15 protein-coding genes are annotated in these 17135 nt (G+C 63.6%); 7 read left to right on the forward strand and 8 right to left on the reverse strand.

Annotated elements, in window-relative coordinates; all coding sequences use genetic code 11:
- Positions 1-3: 3 nt before the first annotated feature.
- Together FPZ08_RS11175 and araD are read right to left on the reverse strand one after the other, a co-directional pair.
- Positions 4-903, reverse strand: coding sequence for a dihydrodipicolinate synthase family protein (locus FPZ08_RS11175; protein WP_146290094.1), 900 nt, complete (start codon positions 901-903; stop codon positions 4-6).
- A 15-nt stretch (positions 904-918) separates the two neighbouring features.
- Positions 919-2661, reverse strand: coding sequence for an L-arabinonate dehydratase (gene araD / locus FPZ08_RS11180; RefSeq protein ID WP_146290095.1), 1743 nt, complete (start codon positions 2659-2661; stop codon positions 919-921).
- A 195-nt stretch (positions 2662-2856) separates the two neighbouring features.
- On the opposite strand from araD, the gene FPZ08_RS11185 reads away from it, so the two are divergent.
- From FPZ08_RS11185 to mnhG, 7 genes are all read left to right on the forward strand, one after another.
- On the forward strand, positions 2857-3888 hold the full coding sequence (locus FPZ08_RS11185) for a LacI family DNA-binding transcriptional regulator (protein ID WP_246132629.1): 1032 nt from the start codon (positions 2857-2859) through the stop codon (positions 3886-3888).
- A gap of 172 nt (positions 3889-4060) precedes the next feature.
- Positions 4061-7003 (forward strand): monovalent cation/H+ antiporter subunit A, encoded by a 2943-nt coding sequence (locus tag FPZ08_RS11190; protein WP_425457601.1) that lies wholly within the window; start codon positions 4061-4063, stop codon positions 7001-7003.
- A complete protein-coding gene (locus tag FPZ08_RS11195; RefSeq protein WP_146290096.1) occupies positions 7003-7335 on the forward strand; it encodes a Na+/H+ antiporter subunit C in 333 nt (110 codons plus the stop codon). Before FPZ08_RS11190 ends, FPZ08_RS11195 begins: the two co-directional genes overlap by 1 nt.
- Before the next feature lie 2 nt (positions 7336-7337).
- The gene (locus FPZ08_RS11200) at positions 7338-8942 is read left to right on the forward strand and encodes a monovalent cation/H+ antiporter subunit D (RefSeq protein ID WP_146290097.1); all 1605 of its coding nucleotides are present in this window, start codon (positions 7338-7340) and stop codon (positions 8940-8942) included.
- Positions 8939-9421, forward strand: a complete 483-nt coding sequence (locus FPZ08_RS11205; RefSeq protein WP_146290098.1) for a Na+/H+ antiporter subunit E — start codon at positions 8939-8941, stop codon at positions 9419-9421. The genes FPZ08_RS11200 and FPZ08_RS11205 overlap by 4 nt, the downstream gene beginning before the upstream one ends.
- Complete coding sequence (locus FPZ08_RS11210) at positions 9418-9699, forward strand: K+/H+ antiporter subunit F (protein ID WP_146290099.1); 282 nt, start codon at positions 9418-9420, stop codon at positions 9697-9699. The genes FPZ08_RS11205 and FPZ08_RS11210 overlap by 4 nt, the downstream gene beginning before the upstream one ends.
- The gene (gene mnhG, locus FPZ08_RS11215; RefSeq protein WP_146290100.1) at positions 9696-10061 is read left to right on the forward strand and encodes a monovalent cation/H(+) antiporter subunit G; all 366 of its coding nucleotides are present in this window, start codon (positions 9696-9698) and stop codon (positions 10059-10061) included. The genes FPZ08_RS11210 and mnhG overlap by 4 nt, the downstream gene beginning before the upstream one ends.
- Before the next feature lie 24 nt (positions 10062-10085).
- Here mnhG and FPZ08_RS11220 read toward each other — a convergent pair whose 3' ends face one another.
- The 6 genes from FPZ08_RS11220 to FPZ08_RS11245 form a co-directional block, all read right to left on the reverse strand.
- Complete coding sequence (locus FPZ08_RS11220; RefSeq protein ID WP_146290101.1) at positions 10086-10790, reverse strand: FadR/GntR family transcriptional regulator; 705 nt, start codon at positions 10788-10790, stop codon at positions 10086-10088.
- Positions 10780-11826, reverse strand: a complete 1047-nt coding sequence (locus FPZ08_RS11225) for a four-carbon acid sugar kinase family protein (protein ID WP_146290102.1) — start codon at positions 11824-11826, stop codon at positions 10780-10782. Before FPZ08_RS11225 ends, FPZ08_RS11220 begins: the two co-directional genes overlap by 11 nt.
- Positions 11819-13432: an ABC transporter ATP-binding protein gene (locus FPZ08_RS11230; RefSeq protein WP_146290103.1), complete on the reverse strand. Its 1614-nt coding sequence runs from the start codon at positions 13430-13432 to the stop codon at positions 11819-11821. The genes FPZ08_RS11225 and FPZ08_RS11230 overlap by 8 nt, the downstream gene beginning before the upstream one ends.
- On the reverse strand, positions 13425-14348 hold the full coding sequence (locus FPZ08_RS11235; RefSeq protein WP_146290104.1) for an ABC transporter permease: 924 nt from the start codon (positions 14346-14348) through the stop codon (positions 13425-13427). The genes FPZ08_RS11230 and FPZ08_RS11235 overlap by 8 nt, the downstream gene beginning before the upstream one ends.
- Positions 14349-14358: 10 nt before the next feature.
- The gene (locus FPZ08_RS11240) at positions 14359-15273 is read right to left on the reverse strand and encodes an ABC transporter permease (RefSeq protein ID WP_146290105.1); all 915 of its coding nucleotides are present in this window, start codon (positions 15271-15273) and stop codon (positions 14359-14361) included.
- A 78-nt stretch (positions 15274-15351) separates the two neighbouring features.
- Positions 15352-16914 carry an ABC transporter substrate-binding protein gene (locus tag FPZ08_RS11245; RefSeq protein WP_146290106.1) on the reverse strand — a complete coding sequence of 521 codons (1563 nt, stop codon included), beginning with the start codon at positions 16912-16914 and terminating at the stop codon, positions 15352-15354.
- Positions 16915-17135: the final 221 nt, after the last annotated feature.

Genomic DNA, 17135 nt, shown 5'->3' on the forward strand with positions numbered 1-17135 from the left:
CGGTCAGGTGAGCTGGTTGGCGGCGATGAAAGCGTCGAGCTTGGCCTGCTGGCTTGATGTCAGCGGCCAGGCCGAGGGTGGCCGGGTCGGTCCGCAATCGCGGCCCAGCGCCAGCAATGCCGCCTTGACCCCGGTGACATTGGTGCCGTTCATCTCCTCGGCGCGGATTTCCTCAAAGGCCTTCATGCCTGAGATAAGCCGGTTGGCTTCGGTGTAGTCGCTCGCTTCCAGCGCCGCATGGATGGCCAGCGACCGTTCGGGCCAAACATTGATGAGACCGGAGGTGAAGCCGCGCGCGCCCACGGCATAAAAGGCCGGCGCCCAGACTTCTGCCAGCCCCCCAACCCAGACGATGGCCGGATCGCATGCGGCAATGGCTTCGGCCAGCTTGAGCGGGTTGGGCGTGGCCCATTTGACGCCCTTGACGCCGGGGCGGGCGCAGAGCTCCGCGATAGCCTTGGTGCCGATGGCGTCATTGCGCAGATAGAGCATCATGGGCAGCCCGCCCGACGCGTCGGCAATGGCATCCATATAGTCGACAATGCCGCGCGGCGAGACGAAGGGATCGGGTGGCTGATGCACCATGAGCGCAGTCGCCCCGGCCGCCGCGGAGGCTTTTGCCAGGGCGCAAGCATCGCGGATGCCGCGCCCGATTCCGGCCAGCAGCGGCGCACGCCCGTCGATCAGGCCCGCCACTTCACGCACCATGGTCGCCGCTTCTTCGATGGTGAGCGCGTAGAATTCACCGGTATTGCCGTTGACGACAGGCATATGCAGGCCCGCCCCAAGTGCACGATCGATAATGGGCGCGAGGCGCCCGGGCGCAACATCGCCATTGGCGTCGTAGGGCGTAACGAGAATGCCGGAAATGCCGGTCAGCGCCTGATCGAGGGACAGCATCATGATAGACCTTGATAGCTAGAAAATGTCGGGTTCGCCGGCGGCAGCGCCGAAATCGCGTTCGAGGAAATCGAAGTCGCAGCCCTTGTCGGCCTGGGTGACGTGCCTGGTATACATCCAGCCCCAGCCGCGCTCGAAACGAGGCTCGGGCGGCGACCAGACGGCCCGGCGCCGCTCCAGCTCGTCCTCGGCGACCAGCATGTCGAGGCGCCGATTGGGCAGGTCCAGCCGCACGATATCGCCGGTCTTCAGCAGGCCCAGCGGCCCGCCGACATAGGATTCGGGCGCCACATGCAGCACGCAGGCGCCATAAGACGTGCCGGACATGCGCGCATCGGAAATGCGCAGCATGTCGCGATGCCCCTGCTTGATCAGCGCTTTGGGAATGGGAAGCATGCCCCATTCCGGCATGGCCGGCCCGCCTTTCGGCCCGGCATTGCGCAGCACCAGAACATGGTCCGGCGTAACGGCCAGGTTTTCGTCCTCCACCGCCTTCTTCATCTCGGGATAGCTGTCAAAGACCAGTGCGGGGCCTTGGTGAACGTGGAATTTCACATCGCAAGCCGCCGGCTTGATGACGGCGCCATCAGGGCAAAGATTGCCCCGCAGAACCGCCAGCGAGCCCTCGTGATAAACCGGGTTCGAGAGCGGCCGGATGACATCGTCATTGTAGACCACGGCATCGGCGATATTCTCGCCCACCGTCTTGCCGTTGACGGTCAGGCAGGACGTATCGAGCCGGTCGGCGATCTGTTTCATCAATGCCCGCAACCCGCCGGCAAAGTAGAAGTCCTCCATCAGGTAATCCTTGCCGGACGGCCGGACATTGGCGAGCAGCGGGGTGACCCGGCCCAGCGCATCGAGTTCATCGAGGCCGAGATCGATACCGGCACGCCGCGCCATGGCGACCAGATGCACGACGGCATTGGTCGAGCAGCCCGTCGCCATGGCGACGATGGCCGCATTGCGCACCGACGCTGCGGTGACAATGCGCGACGGCACCAAATCCTCCCAGACCATGTCGACGATCCGCCGGCCGCAATCCGCCGACATGCGCGAATGGCCCGAATCCACGGCCGGGATTGAAGAGGCGCCCGGCAGGGTGAGGCCCAGCGCGTCGGTGATGGCAGTCATGGTGGACGCCGTGCCCATGGTCATGCAGACACCGGCCGAGCGGGCAATGCCGCCCTGCAGGCCGCGCCACTGTTCGTCGCTGACATTGCCGGCGCGCCGCTCGTCCCAGTATTTCCAGGCGTCGGAGCCCGAGCCCAGCACCGTGCCGGCATAATTACCGCGCAGCATGGGACCGGCTGGCAGGAAGATCAGCGGAATGCCGGCCGTAAGGGCACCCATCACCAGGCCCGGCGTGGTCTTGTCGCAACCGCCCATCAGCACCACGCCATCGAGCGGGTGCGAGCGGATCATCTCCTCGGTCTCCAAGGCCAACAGGTTGCGATAGAGCATGGAGGTGGGCTTGGTGAAACTCTCATCCACCGACAGTGTCGGCAGTTCGACCGCGAACCCGCCGGCCTGCGCGATACCGCGTTTGACCGACTGGACCCGCTCGGGGAAATGGCTGTGGCACGAATTGAGCTCGGACCAGGTGTTGAGAATGCCGATCACCGGCCGGCCCATGAAATCTTCTTCCGAATAGCCCAACTGCATCAGCCGCGACCGATGCCCGAAGCTGCGCAGATCATCCGGCGCGAACCACCGGGCCGACCGCAAATCTGCTGCCGTTTTGCGCGTAGCGTTGGCCATCATGCTCCTCCATATCCGTGCCGCTGTGTATGCGCATACATTTTGCACTGTCAATACGTTGCGATGGCAGATTGACAGGTAGCGCAACTATGCCACATCAATATGCATGCGCATTCATTCACGCTCGTCCGTCCGCTTCGCCAATCGACACCAGCAGTGCTTGGCGCGTCAGCGACCCTGGGGTAAGAGCGCTTCATGACCAATCGCGCCAAGGGCTCCGATCAGCTTCGCCGCAGCAGCGGCGTCACCATGACCGATGTGGGGCGCCTGGCCGGCGTCTCCCAGGTCACGGTTTCACGCGCCCTCTCGACGCCGCAAAAGGTGTCGCCCGAAACTTTGCAGCGCATCGAGGATGCCATCCGCCAGACCGGTTACGTGCCCAATGCCGTGGCCGGCGCCCTCGCCTCGAGCAAGAGCAATCTCGTGGCCGCCCTCATGCCCTCGGTCACCAACATCGTCTATTCCAGCATGCTCCATGCCTTTTCCGACATCATGTGGGGACACGGCTACCAGATCATCTTTTCCGAGACCGGCTTCGATCTCGACCGCGAAGAAAAGGCGATCGCCACCCATCTTTCGCGGCGGCCCGATGCGATGCTGCTCACCGGCATAAAGCACGGCCAGGGCGCGCGGCGCATGCTCGTCAATGCCGGCATTCCAGTGGTGGAAGTCTGGGACATCACCGATACCCCGATCGATTGCTGCGTCGGTTTCTCTCACGCCGGCGCCGGCAGCGCCGCGGCGGATTTCGCCATCGAGGCCGGCTATCGCCACGCCGTCACCATCACGGCCGGCGACGAGCGGGCCTGCCGCCGGCGTGACGCCTTTGCCGCCCGCTTCGCCAAGCTTTCGCAGACACAGGTACCGGCCGTCGATTTTGACAGGTCCGCCTCGCTCGGCCTCGGCCGCCAGGCGCTGACCCAGGTGCTGGAACAGGGCGTATTGCCCGGCACCGTGCTGTTTTGCAGTTCAGACCAGTTCGCCCAGGGTGTGCTGGTGGAAGCGGCCGATCGCGGCCTGTCGGTGCCGCGCGATATCGCCGTCATCGGTTTCGGCGACCAGGAATTTGCCGCCTATACCGAGCCATCGCTGACCAGCATCCGCATCGACCGGCAGATTCTGGGACAACTGGCCGCCAATGCCCTGGTGGACCGCTTCACCGCCGGCACGACGCTGAACGCCGTTCACGACGTGGGATTTGAACTCGTCCGGCGCAGCTCTGCATAACGATTGCGACATCAGCCGAAATGCCGATCGCTTTGCGCCTTTCTGCTGGTAGACCTCAAATGCGACAATGAGATACACCTGCCGCTGACGAGGAATCATTCATAATTGTCGTCATGCCTGCGATGATGTCTTCATGGCAGAAAGCTGATTCTAGAACATGAGGAACTGAGCGCTGGGATTCGATGACATGATGCTTATTGCCCTGATCGGCTTGCCGTTTCTCGGTAGCGTGATTGCAGCACTGCTACCGTCGGGCGCGCGCACCGGGGCGGCGATCCTGGCCGGGTTGGTTGCACTTGTCTGTCTTGCCCTGACGATATTCAGCTATACCGGCATTGCCGGTGGGGAAGTCGTCCGCCACGACATTGCCTGGCTGCCCGATCTGGGCCTGAACGTGGTTCTCAGGCTGAACGGGTTTTCCTGGCTCTTCGCCATCATGATCACCGGGATCGGCTTTCTCGTCGTGCTCTATGCACGCTACTACATGTCGCCGAAAGACCCGGTGCCGCGCTTCTTCTCGTTCCTGCTTGCCTTCATGGGCGCCATGCTCGGCATCGTGCTGTCGGGCAACCTGATCCAGTTGGTGATGTTCTGGGAACTGACCGGCATCTTCTCCTTCCTGCTGATCGGCTACTGGCACCACAATGCCGGCGCCCGCGACGGTGCGCGCATGGCGCTGATCGTGACCGGCACGGGCGGGCTGGCGCTGCTGGTGGCCATGCTGCTCATGGGCCATATCGTGGGCAGCTATGACCTCGATGTGGTGCTGGCTTCCGGCGACACGATTCGCAACCATCCCTATTACATACCGACGCTGCTCCTGGTCCTGCTGGCGGCCTTCACCAAGAGCGCCCAGTTTCCCTTCCAGTTCTGGCTGCCCCGCGCCATGGCGGCGCCGACGCCGGTCTCGGCCTATCTGCACTCGGCCACCATGGTGAAGGCCGGCGTTTTCCTGCTGGTGCTGTTTTGGCCCGTCATGGCGGGAACCCAGGCCTGGCAGTGGATCGTTACCTATACCGGCCTCGCCACCCTGCTGATCGGCGCCTATTCGGCTATTTTCCAGCAGGACCTCAAGGGCGTGCTGGCCTATTCCACCATCAGCCATCTCGGTCTCATCACCGCCCTTATCGGCATGAGTTCGCCGCTGGCTCTGGTGGCCGCCATCTTCCACATCGCCAACCACGCCACGTTCAAGGCGTCCTTGTTCATGGCGGCGGGTATCATCGACCACGAAACCGGCACGCGCGATATCCGACGCCTCAGCGGCCTGTTCCGCTTCATGCCGTTTACCGCGACCCTGGCCATGGTCGCCGCGGCCGCCATGGCGGGCGTGCCGCTGCTCAACGGGTTCCTGTCCAAGGAAATGTTCTTCGCCGAAACCGCCATCAAGAACACCAACCCCTTCGTCGATGTCTCGCTGCCCTTTGCCGCGGTGCTGGGGAGCCTGTTCGCGGTGACCTATTCGCTGCGCTTCATTCACGGCGTCTTCTTCGGTCCGCCGCCAACCGAACTCGACCGCGTGCCGCACGAGCCGCCGGCCCTGATGCGCCGGCCCATCGAAATCCTGGTGCTGATCTGCCTGCTGGTCGGCATCATTCCGGGCATCGCCATCGGGCCTTATCTGGGCGCGGCGGTGCTGTCGGTACTGGGACCCGAAGCGCCCTATTACAGCCTTGCCATCTGGCACGGCTTCACTACGCCCCTGCTGATGAGCCTTGTGGCGCTGGTGGGCGGCGTACTGCTCTATTTCCTGCTGCAGAAATATCTGGCGCGGGGCATCGATGGCGCGCCGCTGATCGACGACCTGATCGGCCCGCGCACTTTCGAGCGCCTGCTGATCCTGCTGTCGGTGCGCTGGGCCAAGACGCTCGAGCGCGTCTTCGGTACGCGACGCCTGCAGCCGCAACTGGCCATACTGGTCGGCATTGCAGTCCTGGCAGGCGCCGCGCCCTTCCTCGGCGCTTCCGGCCGGCTCAGCCTGTCGCTCGAAGGCGCCGACCTGGCTCTCGCTTTCGTCTGGGTGATCGGCACGACCTGCGCCGTCGGCGCCGCAGTGCAGGCAAAATATCACCGGCTGGCCGCGCTGATGCTGATGGGCGGCGCCGGACTGGCCACCTGCATCACCTTTGTCTGGTTCTCGGCGCCCGACCTGGCATTGACGCAATTGCTGGTCGAAGTCGTCACCACCGTGCTGATCCTGCTGGGGCTGCGCTGGCTGCCCAAGCGCTGGCAGGATGCCAATATCGATGTGGCGAAGTCGCGCGGGGCACGGTTCCGGCGCGCCCGCGACATGGTCCTCGCCATCGCGTCGGGAACCGGCCTCGCCTTCATGGCCTATGCCGTCATGACCCGCGACGCCCCCCGCAGCATTGCCAGCTTCTTCGTCGAAAATGCCTACGCGCTGGGCGGCGGGCACAATGTGGTCAATGTCATCCTCGTCGATTTCCGCGGTTTCGACACGCTGGGCGAAATCACCGTGCTCGGCATCGTGGCACTGACAACGTTTGCCCTGCTGCGGCGCTTCCGCCCCGCGGCGGACAGTATCGAGCGCCCCGAACAGCAGGTCATCCAGAGCGGCTTTGAGGGGCAGCGCAGTGCCGATGCGGAGGGCACGATCCTGTCCGATTTCCTGTTCGTGCCATCGGTCATCATGCGCTGGCTGTTTCCCGTCATCATTGTGCTGGCGATCTACCTGTTCCTGCGCGGACACGATCAGCCGGGCGGCGGCTTCATCGCCGGGATCACCATGTCGATCGCCTTCGTGCTGCAATATCTCGCCGGCGGCACGCGCTGGGTCGAAGACCGGCTGCGCATCCTGCCCACCTACTGGATTGGCGCCGGCCTGCTGCTGGCGCTGCTGACCGGCATCGGATCGTGGCTGTTCGGCTACCCGTTCCTCACGACGAGCTTCCGCTATCTCGACCTGCCGCTCTTCGGCAAGATACCCATGGCGACGGCACTGCTGTTCGACCTTGGCGTCTTCATCCTCGTCGTGGGCGCAACCGTGCTGATCCTCGTCGCGATCGCGCACCAGTCGATCCGCGGCGCCAAGCCGGCACGGCTGCGGCCGGCACGCGTCGACACCCCGCCGGCTGGCAACGCGGAGGCCGAGTGATGGAAGCGATCCTGGCAATCAGTATCGGCGTACTTGCCGGCTCGGGCGTGTGGCTGCTGCTGCGCCCCCGCAGCTTCCAGGTCATTATCGGGCTGTCGCTGATATCCTATGCGGTCAACCTCTTCATCTTCAGCATGGGAGGGCTGAAGAGTGACGCGGCGCCCATCGTCGACGGCATCACTGATGCGGCTGCCTATGCCGATCCGGTGCCGCAGGCTTTGGTGCTCACGGCCATCGTCATCGGCTTTGCCATGACCGCACTTTTCCTCGTCGTACTGCTGGCCGCACGCGGCCTGACCGGTACCGACCATGTCGACGGGCAGGAACGCTGATGATGGAAAGCCTGTTCGCCCACATCGCCATCCTGCCCATCGTGCTGCCGCTGCTGGCCGGCATCGTGCTGGTGCTGATCGAAGACCGGCATCACCGCACCAAGCTGGTCATCGATATCGTCGCCACGGTGCTGCTGCTGGTCGTGGCGCTGGCGCTGCTGGTCCATGTCAACAATGGCGGGCCGAACCTCAGCACCTACAGGCTCGGCGACTGGCCGGTGCCGTTCGGCATCGTGCTGGTGGCCGACCCGCTGGCTGCGCTCATGGTGCTGCTGACGGCCATACTGGGGCTGAGCACGGTCGTCTTTTCTGCCGCCCGCTGGCACCGCGCCGGATCGCATTTCCACAGCCTGTTCCAGCTTTTGCTGATGGGGCTGAACGGAGCCTTTCTCACCGGCGACCTGTTCAATCTCTTCGTCTTCTTCGAAGTGCTGCTGGCCGCTTCATACGGCCTGATGCTGCATGGTTCGGGCACGGTGCGGATCAAGGCCGGCCTGCACTATATCGCGGTCAACCTGGCCACCTCGTCGCTGTTCCTGATCGGCGTGAGCCTCATCTACGGCGTGACCGGCACTCTCAATATGGCCGACCTGGCACACCGCATTCCGCTCATCCCCGAAGAAAGTCGCATGCTATTCGAGGCCGGCGCCGCCATCCTGGGCATCGCCTTCCTGGTCAAGGCCGGCATGTGGCCGCTGAGCTTCTGGCTGCCGACCACCTATGCGGCGGCAAGCCCGCCGGTGGCGGCAATGTTCGCCATCATGAGCAAGGTCGGCATCTATGTGGTGCTGCGGCTGTCCTTGCTGCTGTTCGGCGAAGGCGCCGCGGCGCATCCAGGCGAGCAATGGCTGCTCTATGGCGGCATGGCGACCATAGCCTTCGGCACTGTCGGCGTGCTGTCCTCGCAGGGAACGGCCCGCATGGCGGCATTCTGCGTGCTGGTCTCGTCGGGCACCCTGCTGGCCATGATCGGCTACGAGAATGCCGGGGTCACGGCGGGGGCGCTCTTTTACCTCGTCAGCTCGACGCTCGCTTTGTCCTGCCTGTTTCTGCTGTCCGAACTGGTGGAACGCGGCCGTGGCAGCGAGGCCGGAGTCCTGGCCGTTACGCTCGAGGCTTTTGGCGACGACGAAGAGCCGGCCCATGACGAGGAGATCGGCATAGCCACGCCGCTGACCCTGGCCTTGCTGGGCATCGCCTTCCTGTGTTGCGCACTGGTGATTGCCGGCATGCCGCCATTCTCGGGCTTCATCGCCAAATTCGCCATGATCGGCGCCGTACTCAACCCGCAGGGGCTGGGCGCCAGCGTCGGCATCTCCGCCACGAGTTGGGCGCTGGTGGCGCTGCTGATCGTTTCGGGGCTGGCGGCAACCATCGCCTTGCTACGCGCAGGCATCAACATTTTCTGGGTGACATTCGACGGCGAAGTGCCGCGCGTCAGCATTGCCGAAATGCTGCCGGTACTGCTGCTGCTCGGGCTCTGCGTGATATTGACCGTGCTGGCCGGCCCGGCCATGGCCTATATGCAGGACACCGCACAATATCTGCATGTGCCGACCGCCTATGTCGATGTCCTGCTCGGTACCAGCGCGGGGGCGACGCCATGAGACGCCTGCTGCCCTATCCCCTGCTCTGGGTCGGCCTATTCGCCATGTGGCTGCTGCTTGCCGGCAGTCTCGCGCCGGGTCAGGTGCTGCTCGGCGCCATTATCGCCACCCTGGCCTGCCGGGCGGCTGTGCTGCTCGATCCACCCAAGCCGCGCATGCGCCGGCCCGGCACGATTCTGCGCCTGATCGGCACTGTCATTGCCGATATCGTGGTGTCCAATATTGCCGTGCTCGGGCTGATCCTGAGCGGGCGGAAACCACGTTCCGCTTTCGTCACGATTCCGCTCGACCTGAAAGACCCGACCGGGCTTGCCATCCTGTCGGGCATCGTCACGGCGACACCAGGCAGCGCCTGGATCCACTATGACTCGATCCTGCACAGCGTCACGATCCATATTCTCGACACCGAGGATCCGGAAGCCTGGGCCGCAACGCTCAGACGTGTCTATGAACAGCGGCTGGTGGAGATATTCCAATGAGTACGAGCATCATCTTCTGGGCGGTATCGGCAGCGCAGGTCATGCTGGCGCTGGCCATGGCAGCAGCCTGCTGGCGGTTGCTGCGCGGCCCCCGCGCGCAGGATCGCGTGTTGGCCGTCGACAGCCTTTATCTCAGCGCCATGCTGCTCCTGGTCACGGTCGGCATCCGCACCGAAAGCCTGTTCTATTTCGAGGCCGCCCTGGTGATCGGCATGCTCAGCTTCGTCTCCACCGTGGCACTGGCCAAGTTCCTCATGCGCGGCGAGGTGATCGAATGAGCGCATTGTCGGCACTTCCCGAATGGGCGGCCATACTGGTCGCGATACTGGTCCTGGCCGGCGCTGCCATCACCCTGATCGGCACGATCGGGCTGATCCGGTTCCCCACCTTCTACATGCGCATCCACGCGCCGACACTGGGCAGCAGCCTGGGGGCAGCCCTGGTGCTGCTGGCTTCCTCGCTGTATTTCTCGATCGCGCTGGAACGCCCCATGCTGCATGAGGTGCTGATCTTCGCCTGCATCATTGTCACCACCCCGGTCACCCTGATGCTTCTCGCCCGCTCTGCGCTCTATCGCGACAGGGCCGAGGGAAATGACGGCATCCCGACCATCGAGCCGGCCAACCGCGACGACACCTGAAGTCCGGAACCGACTGTCGTTCGCCTACTGCATGATCTCGGTGGGGAAGAGGCGCTTGCGGGATCCCATCAGGTGCTCATGCATCAGGCGCTGCGCCGCCTCGGCCTCGCCATCGCGGATAGCCTCAAACACACCGGTATGCTCGACAAAGACGTGCTTCAGCCCGCCCTGCGTACTCTTGAGCGAGAGACCGTGGAGACGCATGCCGACGGCAATATGCTCCTCAAGCGCCTGCATGGCGGTGACGAAATAAGGGTTCATCGAGGCCTGGGCGATGCTCAGGTGAAACATGAAATCCGCATCGGCGCGGTGAGACTGGCGGTTGGTGGCATCCCGCAGCAGGCTTAGCGCAGTCTTGATTTTCGCCAGCGACTCCGGGGTTCGGCGATGCGCCGCCATGGCGGCGGCTTCCGGTTCGATGGTGAGGCGGAAGTCATAGCAATGCTGCAAATCCGACAGGTTCGCCATCTGCCCGAAGCCGAGGGGCTCGCGGATGCCCTGCTCCCGCACGAAACTGCCGGCGCCCCGGCGCGAATAGATCAGACCCTGGTCACGCAGGCGCTGCAGGGCGTCACGGATGATCGGACGCGAGACCTGAAATTCGGCGGCCAGAGAGTGTTCCGTCGGCAGACGTTCATCGACGGCATAGGCGCCGGACTTGATGGCGCGCTGGATGCGCTCGAATACGGTTTCGGAAAGGCTGCGCCGTCCGGTGATACTATCCGACATGATGCTGCGCTAGGCTCCCGCTGTTGCGATAGGAGGCGGTCAACCGGGACAGGGTCTCCTTGTCGCCAAACCCGCCCGATTTGGTGATGACAGTCAAGCCACCTGCCCGCGCCAGCGGCAGGCCCGGCAGCGCTTCTCCCACAAGTTCGAGCACGCCTATGCCCAACTGGCCCAGGATGACCTGCGCCGTCGCCCCGCCGGAAAGGATCAGCAGCGAACCCGGAGCTGGTGCGAGGCGGGACAGCGACAGCCCCAGCGCGGCGGCGACCGCGCTCCCATCGGCCGGCGCAGGCCCGGGCAGGGCCTGAATGACGGTCAGCCGCGCCGGGGCCGGCAGACGAGCCGGCGCCATGCCGTTGGGTGCCGCGATATAGGCGAGATCAGGATGGCTCCGGCGCAGGTCCTGCAACTGCGTAAGCGTGATGGGGTCAGTGGAGCCGACGACGCAATAGACATCGCCTGCGGGCAGGGAAAGATCGGGCGCGCGGCCATCGGGAGCCATTGCGCGGGCCATGGCTTCGGCCAGCCCGCGCGCTCCGATGGGCAGGTCGAAATCCAGCGACAGGGCGCGATCGATATCGGCCTGTTCCGCGATGTCGGGGATACCAGCCATCGCGCCATGACGACCAAGCTTCTCGGCAATGTCGATGGGCTCGACCACGCCGAAGCCTCCCAGCCTGCCGCCACACGTCCAGCGCCCGAAAGCGGGAATGGCGGGGATGACAAGACTGCGGCGATGGGGGATGGCGTCAAGTTCGGCGGCAATGTTGCCCTTGAGGCGCGAGTCCACCTTCTTGAACAGCGGAGTGCCCACGGGCAGTCGAGAAATTGCCGCCTGCACGGCGTCCCGCGCCGCATCGGGCGACAGGTCACGGCTATCGGTCGATACCCCGACGATCCGGGCACCGCTGGCAATGGCCTCGGGCAGCGAGGCCGGACCGAGCGCCACCACGGTGGCAATGCCGCGCATGGCAAAGGGGGCTGCGGCGTCGAGCGCCCCAGTCACATCGTCGGCAATGATCACCCGCTCAAGCATGAACCGCAGCGGCCCGCCGCTTGTCCTGCAGGTCGGGATCAGGATCGAGATTGGCGGCCAGCAGGCGCTGGGTATAGGCGTGCTGCGGCGCGCCGAAAATCTGCCCGGTGGGGCCGCGCTCGACGATTTCGCCCGCCTTCATGACGATGACCGTATCGGCAAAGTCGCGCACCACGCCCAGATCGTGGGCGATGAACAGGAAGGAGATGTTCAGACGCTTGCGCAGATCATCCAGCAGCGCGATGACCTGGGCCTGGATCGACACGTCCAGCGCCGACACTGCCTCGTCGCAGATGATCAGTTCCGGCTCGAGCGCCAAGGCCCGGGCGATAGCGATGCGCTGGCGCTGCCCGCCCGAGAACTGGTGTGGATAGCGGTCGACATGCTCGGCCGCAAGACCGACCTGTTCCAGCAATTCGATGACGCGGGCGCGGCGCTTGCTCCGGTCTGGCATCAGCTTGTGAATGTCCCAGCCTTCCGCGATCAGGTGATAGACCGACATGCGCGGATTGAGCGACTGGGTCGGGTCCTGGAACACCATCTGGATTTCCCGGCGAACGCCAAGCAGTTCCCTTCCGCCCATGCTGATCAGGTCGCGGCCCTTCCAGTGCGCCTCGCCGCTATCGGCCTGCTCGAGCCGCAACAGGGTTCGCGCCAGCGTGGACTTGCCCGAGCCGCTCTCACCAACGACGGCAAGGCTCTGGCCCCGCGCCAGGGTCAGCGATACGTCCTTGAGCGCGGTGAAATCGCCATAGGTCTTGCAAAGCTTCTTCGCATCCAGCAGCAGGGGCGCAGCGGCATCGAGCAGCTTGATGTCACCCTTGCCGGGTGCTGCATCGATCAGCTTGCGCGTATAGGCGTGCCGGGGGTTGTGATAGACGTCGCGTACCGCGCCGGTCTCGACGATCTCGCCCTGGTTCATCACCACGACGCGATCGGCGATTTCGGCGACGACGCCCAGATCATGGGTGATCAGCACCAGCGCCATGCCGGTTTCGGCCTGCAATTCCTTGAGCAGGGCCAGCACTTCGGCCTGGATGGTCACGTCGAGCGCCGTGGTCGGTTCGTCAGCGATCAGGATATCGGGCTTGAGCATCAGCGCCATGGCGATCATCAGGCGCTGCCGCTGCCCGCCCGAAAACTGATGCGGATATTTGTGCATCGCCTTGTCGGGTTCGGGAATGCCGACACGCGTGATCAGCTCAAGCGCCCGCGCCCGCGCCATATCGGCGGGGCGACCATGGGCGGTCATCATTTCCACGATCTGCCAGCCCACCGTATAGACCGGATTGAGATGGCCGAGCGGGTCCTGGAAGATCATGGCGATCTTCTTGCCGTTGAGCGCCCGGTGCGTCTCGTAGCTGACCTTCAGCAGGTCCTCGCCACCGTAGAGGATTTCGCCGGACACGATCTCGGCCGGCGGAATGTCGAGCAGGTTCATCACCGCATTGGCTGAGACCGACTTGCCCGACCCGCTTTCGCCAAGGATGGCCAGGGTTTCGCCGCGGGACACGGACCAGCTCACATTCCTGACGGCGTGGACCGAGCCACGCGCCGTGTGAAAGTCGACCGAGAGGTTTTTGACCTCGAGCAGCACCTCAGACATGCTTGGTCCTCCTTGCTTCGAGGCGCCAGCGCTGGGCGGGGTCGAGCGCGATCCGCGTCCAGTTCGAGAGCAGGTTCAGCGACAGGGCGGTGATGACGATCATCAGACCCGGCCAGAAGGCCAGCCACCAGGCTGTCGTCAGGTAGGGGCGGCCCTGGCTGACCATAAGCCCCCAGGTAATATCGGGCGGCTGTACACCGATGCCGAGGAAGGACAGCGAGGATTCCGCCAGCATGACGAAGGCGAAATCCAGCGTCGCAATGGTCACCAGGGTTGGTGCCACGACTGGCAGGATATGGCGCAGGATGATGCGCGCGTGGCCGGCGCCCATGACCACCGCCGCCTGCACGAACATGCGTTCGCGCACTTCGAGCACTTCGGCACGGGTGGTGCGCAGGTAGATCGGGATGCGGGTGATGGCGAGTACCAGGATCATGTTGGGGATCGAGGCGCCCAGCACATAGAGCACGACCACGGCGATCAGCAGCGAGGGGAAGGACATGATGACGTCGGCCAGCCGCATGATGACCTGCGACGTGGTCTTGCCGGCATAGCCGGCCACGAGGCCAAGCGTGGCGCCGACAATGGCAGCCGACAACACGGTTCCGGACGCGATCAGGATGGTGCTGTGCGCCGCCACGACGAGGCGCGCCAATATCGGCCGGCCCAAGGCGTCCCCACCCAGGAAGAAGGCCCAACCGCGTTCGAAGCTGTAAGGCGCAAAGTTGCGGCCGCGCAGGTTCTGGCTCGATGCCAGGTCGCCCAGCAGCGTCGGCCCGAGCAGCGCGAGCACGATGATAATCAGCAGCGTGACTGCCGATGCAAAGGCCAGCTTGTCCCGCCACAACATGGAGAGCAACGAGGGTCCGCGCGGATCGGCCGGCTTATCCGGCGTGGCGAGCGAGAGGTCTGCCATCTCGCGCCTCCTAGTGTCGTATCCGGGGATCGAGCAGGCCATAGGCGATGTCAATCAGGATGTTCATGATGAAGATGGCGAGCGCCGTGACCATGATCGCGGCCAGGACGACATTGAAGTCACGCTGCAGGATGGAGTCGATCATCAGCTTGCCGATACCGGGAAAGCCAAAGATGGTCTCGACGATAACGGCACCATTGAGCATGGCTGCCGCCTGGTCGCCGATGACCGTGATGACCGGCAGCATGCCGTTGCGCAGGGTATGGACGAAGATCAATGGCAGGTTCTTGACGCCCTTGGCGCGCGCCGTTTTCACATAGGGCGCGCCCAGGGCCGACAGCATCGAGCCGCGCACCACCTGCACTACGAGGCCGAAGGGGCGAATGAACAGCACGGCCACCGGCAGAATCCAGTGCCACGGCGTTCCGACACCCGAGGTCGGCAGCCAGCCCAGGCCAATGGAAAAGACCACGATCGCCACGATGGCGATCCAGAAATCCGGCGCCGAGGCGCCCACCAGCGAAACGATGGAGACGAGGCGATCGAAGAAGCCGCCGACATTGAAGGCGGCCAGCGAGCCCAGCACGATGGCAAGCACAACCACGATGCTCATCGTGATCAGCGCCAGCGGCAGGGTCCAGGCATAAGCCTCCAGCACCACGTCGATGGCCGGGCGTGCCTTGCGCAGGCTTTCACCGAAATCGAGTTGCAGCAGATCCCAGACATAGCGGGTGAATTGCTCGAACAGCGGCAGGTCGAGCCCATGCAGCGCGCGGAATTCCTGCTTCATCTGCTCGGTGGCGTCGATTGGCAGAAACAGCACGGCCGGGTCACCGGTCAGGCGCGAGAGAAAAAACACCAGGATCATCAAACCCAGGAGGGAAAGAAGGCTGGCGATGGCGCGCTGTCCGATCATCTTGGTCATGGCGTCACCCGATCTTCCTTAATTGGCTGAAGTGCCGGGGAGACCCCGGCACTTCGCTTTGTAGAACTCGACCAGCTGTTATTTGAAGCCGATTTCGCTCAGTTGGAGCTGCTGGTTGGTCGCGGTGGTCGGCTTGAAGTCGAGACGCTCGCTGACACGGCTGAGGCCAACCATGTGGAACAGCAGCACATCGGCAACGATGTCATCATGGACATAGGCCATCACTTCGGACCAGAGCGCAGCGCGTTCGTCGCCGGTGGCAGCCGAGGCGCGCGCGATCAGGTCATCGACCTTGGGGTCGTTGACGCCGGACTGCGTGCCTTCGCTGGCATACTTGAAGAACATCGAGAAGACCGGATCGCCGCGGCTGTTATCGTGCTGAGCGAGGACCAGACGCGTACCTTCGCTCTCCGGATAAGGCTTGGAGTAATACTGCTCGTGCTCGGCCACTTCGACCATTTTCAGGCTTGCGTTGAAGCCGACTTCGACCAGCATCTGGGTCAGCGCCTCGGCAACTTCCGTGACGTTCGGGAAGTTTTCGGTGCGGGCGATGATCTCGATCGGCAGGCTGGTATCGACGCCATCGGCTTTCGCTTCTTCCAGCAGCTTACGCGCAAGATCACGATCATAGGCCGGCGGCTTCAGGTTCGGATTCCAGCCCAGCGTGGTCGGGGGAACCATGGCCACGGCCAGTTCGGTGCCCTCGGGCAGCACAGTGCCGATAAAGGCTTCGCGTTCAATGGCGGCATTCAGTGCCTGGCGAACGCGGAGGTCGTTGGTCGGAGCATCCTGGCTATCGATGCGAAGATAGACCGTTTCCGAATTCAGGTAGCTGAAATCGGTCGCCTTGTTGTCGGCGACTTCGGCCGTGATCTGCGGCGCGATATCGGCTTCGCCGGCGGCCACCATGCCAGCACGGACGGCGGGTTCGGACCGGAACAGATAGGTCGCCTTGGTGACCTCAGGCTGCTCGCCCCAGTAGTCGTCACGACGATCCAGCACGATCTGCTGGCCGGCGGTCCATTCGGACATGATATAGGGGCCGGTGCCGATAGGGTCGCGCACGAATTCCATCGGGGTTTCCGAGGGAACGATGGTGACGAGGGTCATCAGCAGCGGCAGGACGGGCTGCGCCGGCTCGGCCTTGATATTGATGGTCAGGTCATCGACCACGTTGAAGCTCAGAGTGGTGTCGGCGAAGTAGCGCTTGCTCTCGCAACTGACCTGATCCGAGAAGACACGGTCGAACGAATGCTTGACGTCATTGGCGTCGAAATCGGTGCCATCGGAGAATTTGACACCATCACGCAGCTTGAACTGCCAGGTGCCATCGCCCTTGTCTTCCCAGCTTTCCGCCAGACGGGGCTTCAGGCCCTCATTGCCACGCACGTCGAGCTCAGTCAGCGTTTCGCTGATATTCTGCAGGATGACGCGACCGATATTGGAACGAGTCGCCATGCAGGGATCGACCAGATCGAGCTCTTCGCTGAGCACCACGGTGATGTCGGTGTCCGCCTGCGCCAGCGCAGGAGCAACGGCCGTCGACGCCAGCAGGGCGCCGACAAGAATCGGCTTCAGGAACAATGTAACCTCCCATCGCAGCTTTGCGGCACCATGAGCGTCGCTGCGGGGAGCACTCATGCAAATTTCCTCCGGGACGGACGATGCCATCCACGGGCAGAACTAATCTTACCCATGCCTTAGTTGTCAATTCAAAAAGCCAAAACGGACCCTTCCAGGTTCCAAAATTTTCATATCTATCTGTTATAATTGATTTATTTTTGCAATTTTCAAACACAAAGCCAGAAATCAGGACAACATGAACTTGACAACATGTTGTTAGACGTGAATTTTCAGGCAAC

Origin of the sequence: Devosia ginsengisoli, assembly GCF_007859655.1 — a bacterium.
GTDB lineage: Bacteria > Pseudomonadota > Alphaproteobacteria > Rhizobiales > Devosiaceae > Devosia > Devosia ginsengisoli.

What these genes read in the sequence shown, in the direction of transcription:
- FPZ08_RS11175 (WP_146290094.1), bottom strand. Translation starts at nt 903, where the DNA reads ATGATGCTGTCCCTCGATCAGGCGCTGACCGGCATTTCCGGCATTCTC.
- araD (WP_146290095.1), bottom strand. Translation starts at nt 2,661, where the DNA reads ATGGCCAACGCTACGCGCAAAACGGCAGCAGATTTGCGGTCGGCCCGG.
- FPZ08_RS11185 (WP_246132629.1), top strand. Translation starts at nt 2,857, where the DNA reads ATGACCAATCGCGCCAAGGGCTCCGATCAGCTTCGCCGCAGCAGCGGC.
- FPZ08_RS11195 (WP_146290096.1), top strand. Translation starts at nt 7,003, where the DNA reads ATGGAAGCGATCCTGGCAATCAGTATCGGCGTACTTGCCGGCTCGGGC.
- FPZ08_RS11200 (WP_146290097.1), top strand. Translation starts at nt 7,338, where the DNA reads ATGGAAAGCCTGTTCGCCCACATCGCCATCCTGCCCATCGTGCTGCCG.
- FPZ08_RS11205 (WP_146290098.1), top strand. Translation starts at nt 8,939, where the DNA reads ATGAGACGCCTGCTGCCCTATCCCCTGCTCTGGGTCGGCCTATTCGCC.
- FPZ08_RS11210 (WP_146290099.1), top strand. Translation starts at nt 9,418, where the DNA reads ATGAGTACGAGCATCATCTTCTGGGCGGTATCGGCAGCGCAGGTCATG.
- mnhG (WP_146290100.1), top strand. Translation starts at nt 9,696, where the DNA reads ATGAGCGCATTGTCGGCACTTCCCGAATGGGCGGCCATACTGGTCGCG.
- FPZ08_RS11220 (WP_146290101.1), bottom strand. Translation starts at nt 10,790, where the DNA reads ATGTCGGATAGTATCACCGGACGGCGCAGCCTTTCCGAAACCGTATTC.
- FPZ08_RS11225 (WP_146290102.1), bottom strand. Translation starts at nt 11,826, where the DNA reads ATGCTTGAGCGGGTGATCATTGCCGACGATGTGACTGGGGCGCTCGAC.
- FPZ08_RS11230 (WP_146290103.1), bottom strand. Translation starts at nt 13,432, where the DNA reads ATGTCTGAGGTGCTGCTCGAGGTCAAAAACCTCTCGGTCGACTTTCAC.
- FPZ08_RS11235 (WP_146290104.1), bottom strand. Translation starts at nt 14,348, where the DNA reads ATGGCAGACCTCTCGCTCGCCACGCCGGATAAGCCGGCCGATCCGCGC.
- FPZ08_RS11240 (WP_146290105.1), bottom strand. Translation starts at nt 15,273, where the DNA reads ATGACCAAGATGATCGGACAGCGCGCCATCGCCAGCCTTCTTTCCCTC.
- FPZ08_RS11245 (WP_146290106.1), bottom strand. Translation starts at nt 16,914, where the DNA reads ATGAGTGCTCCCCGCAGCGACGCTCATGGTGCCGCAAAGCTGCGATGG.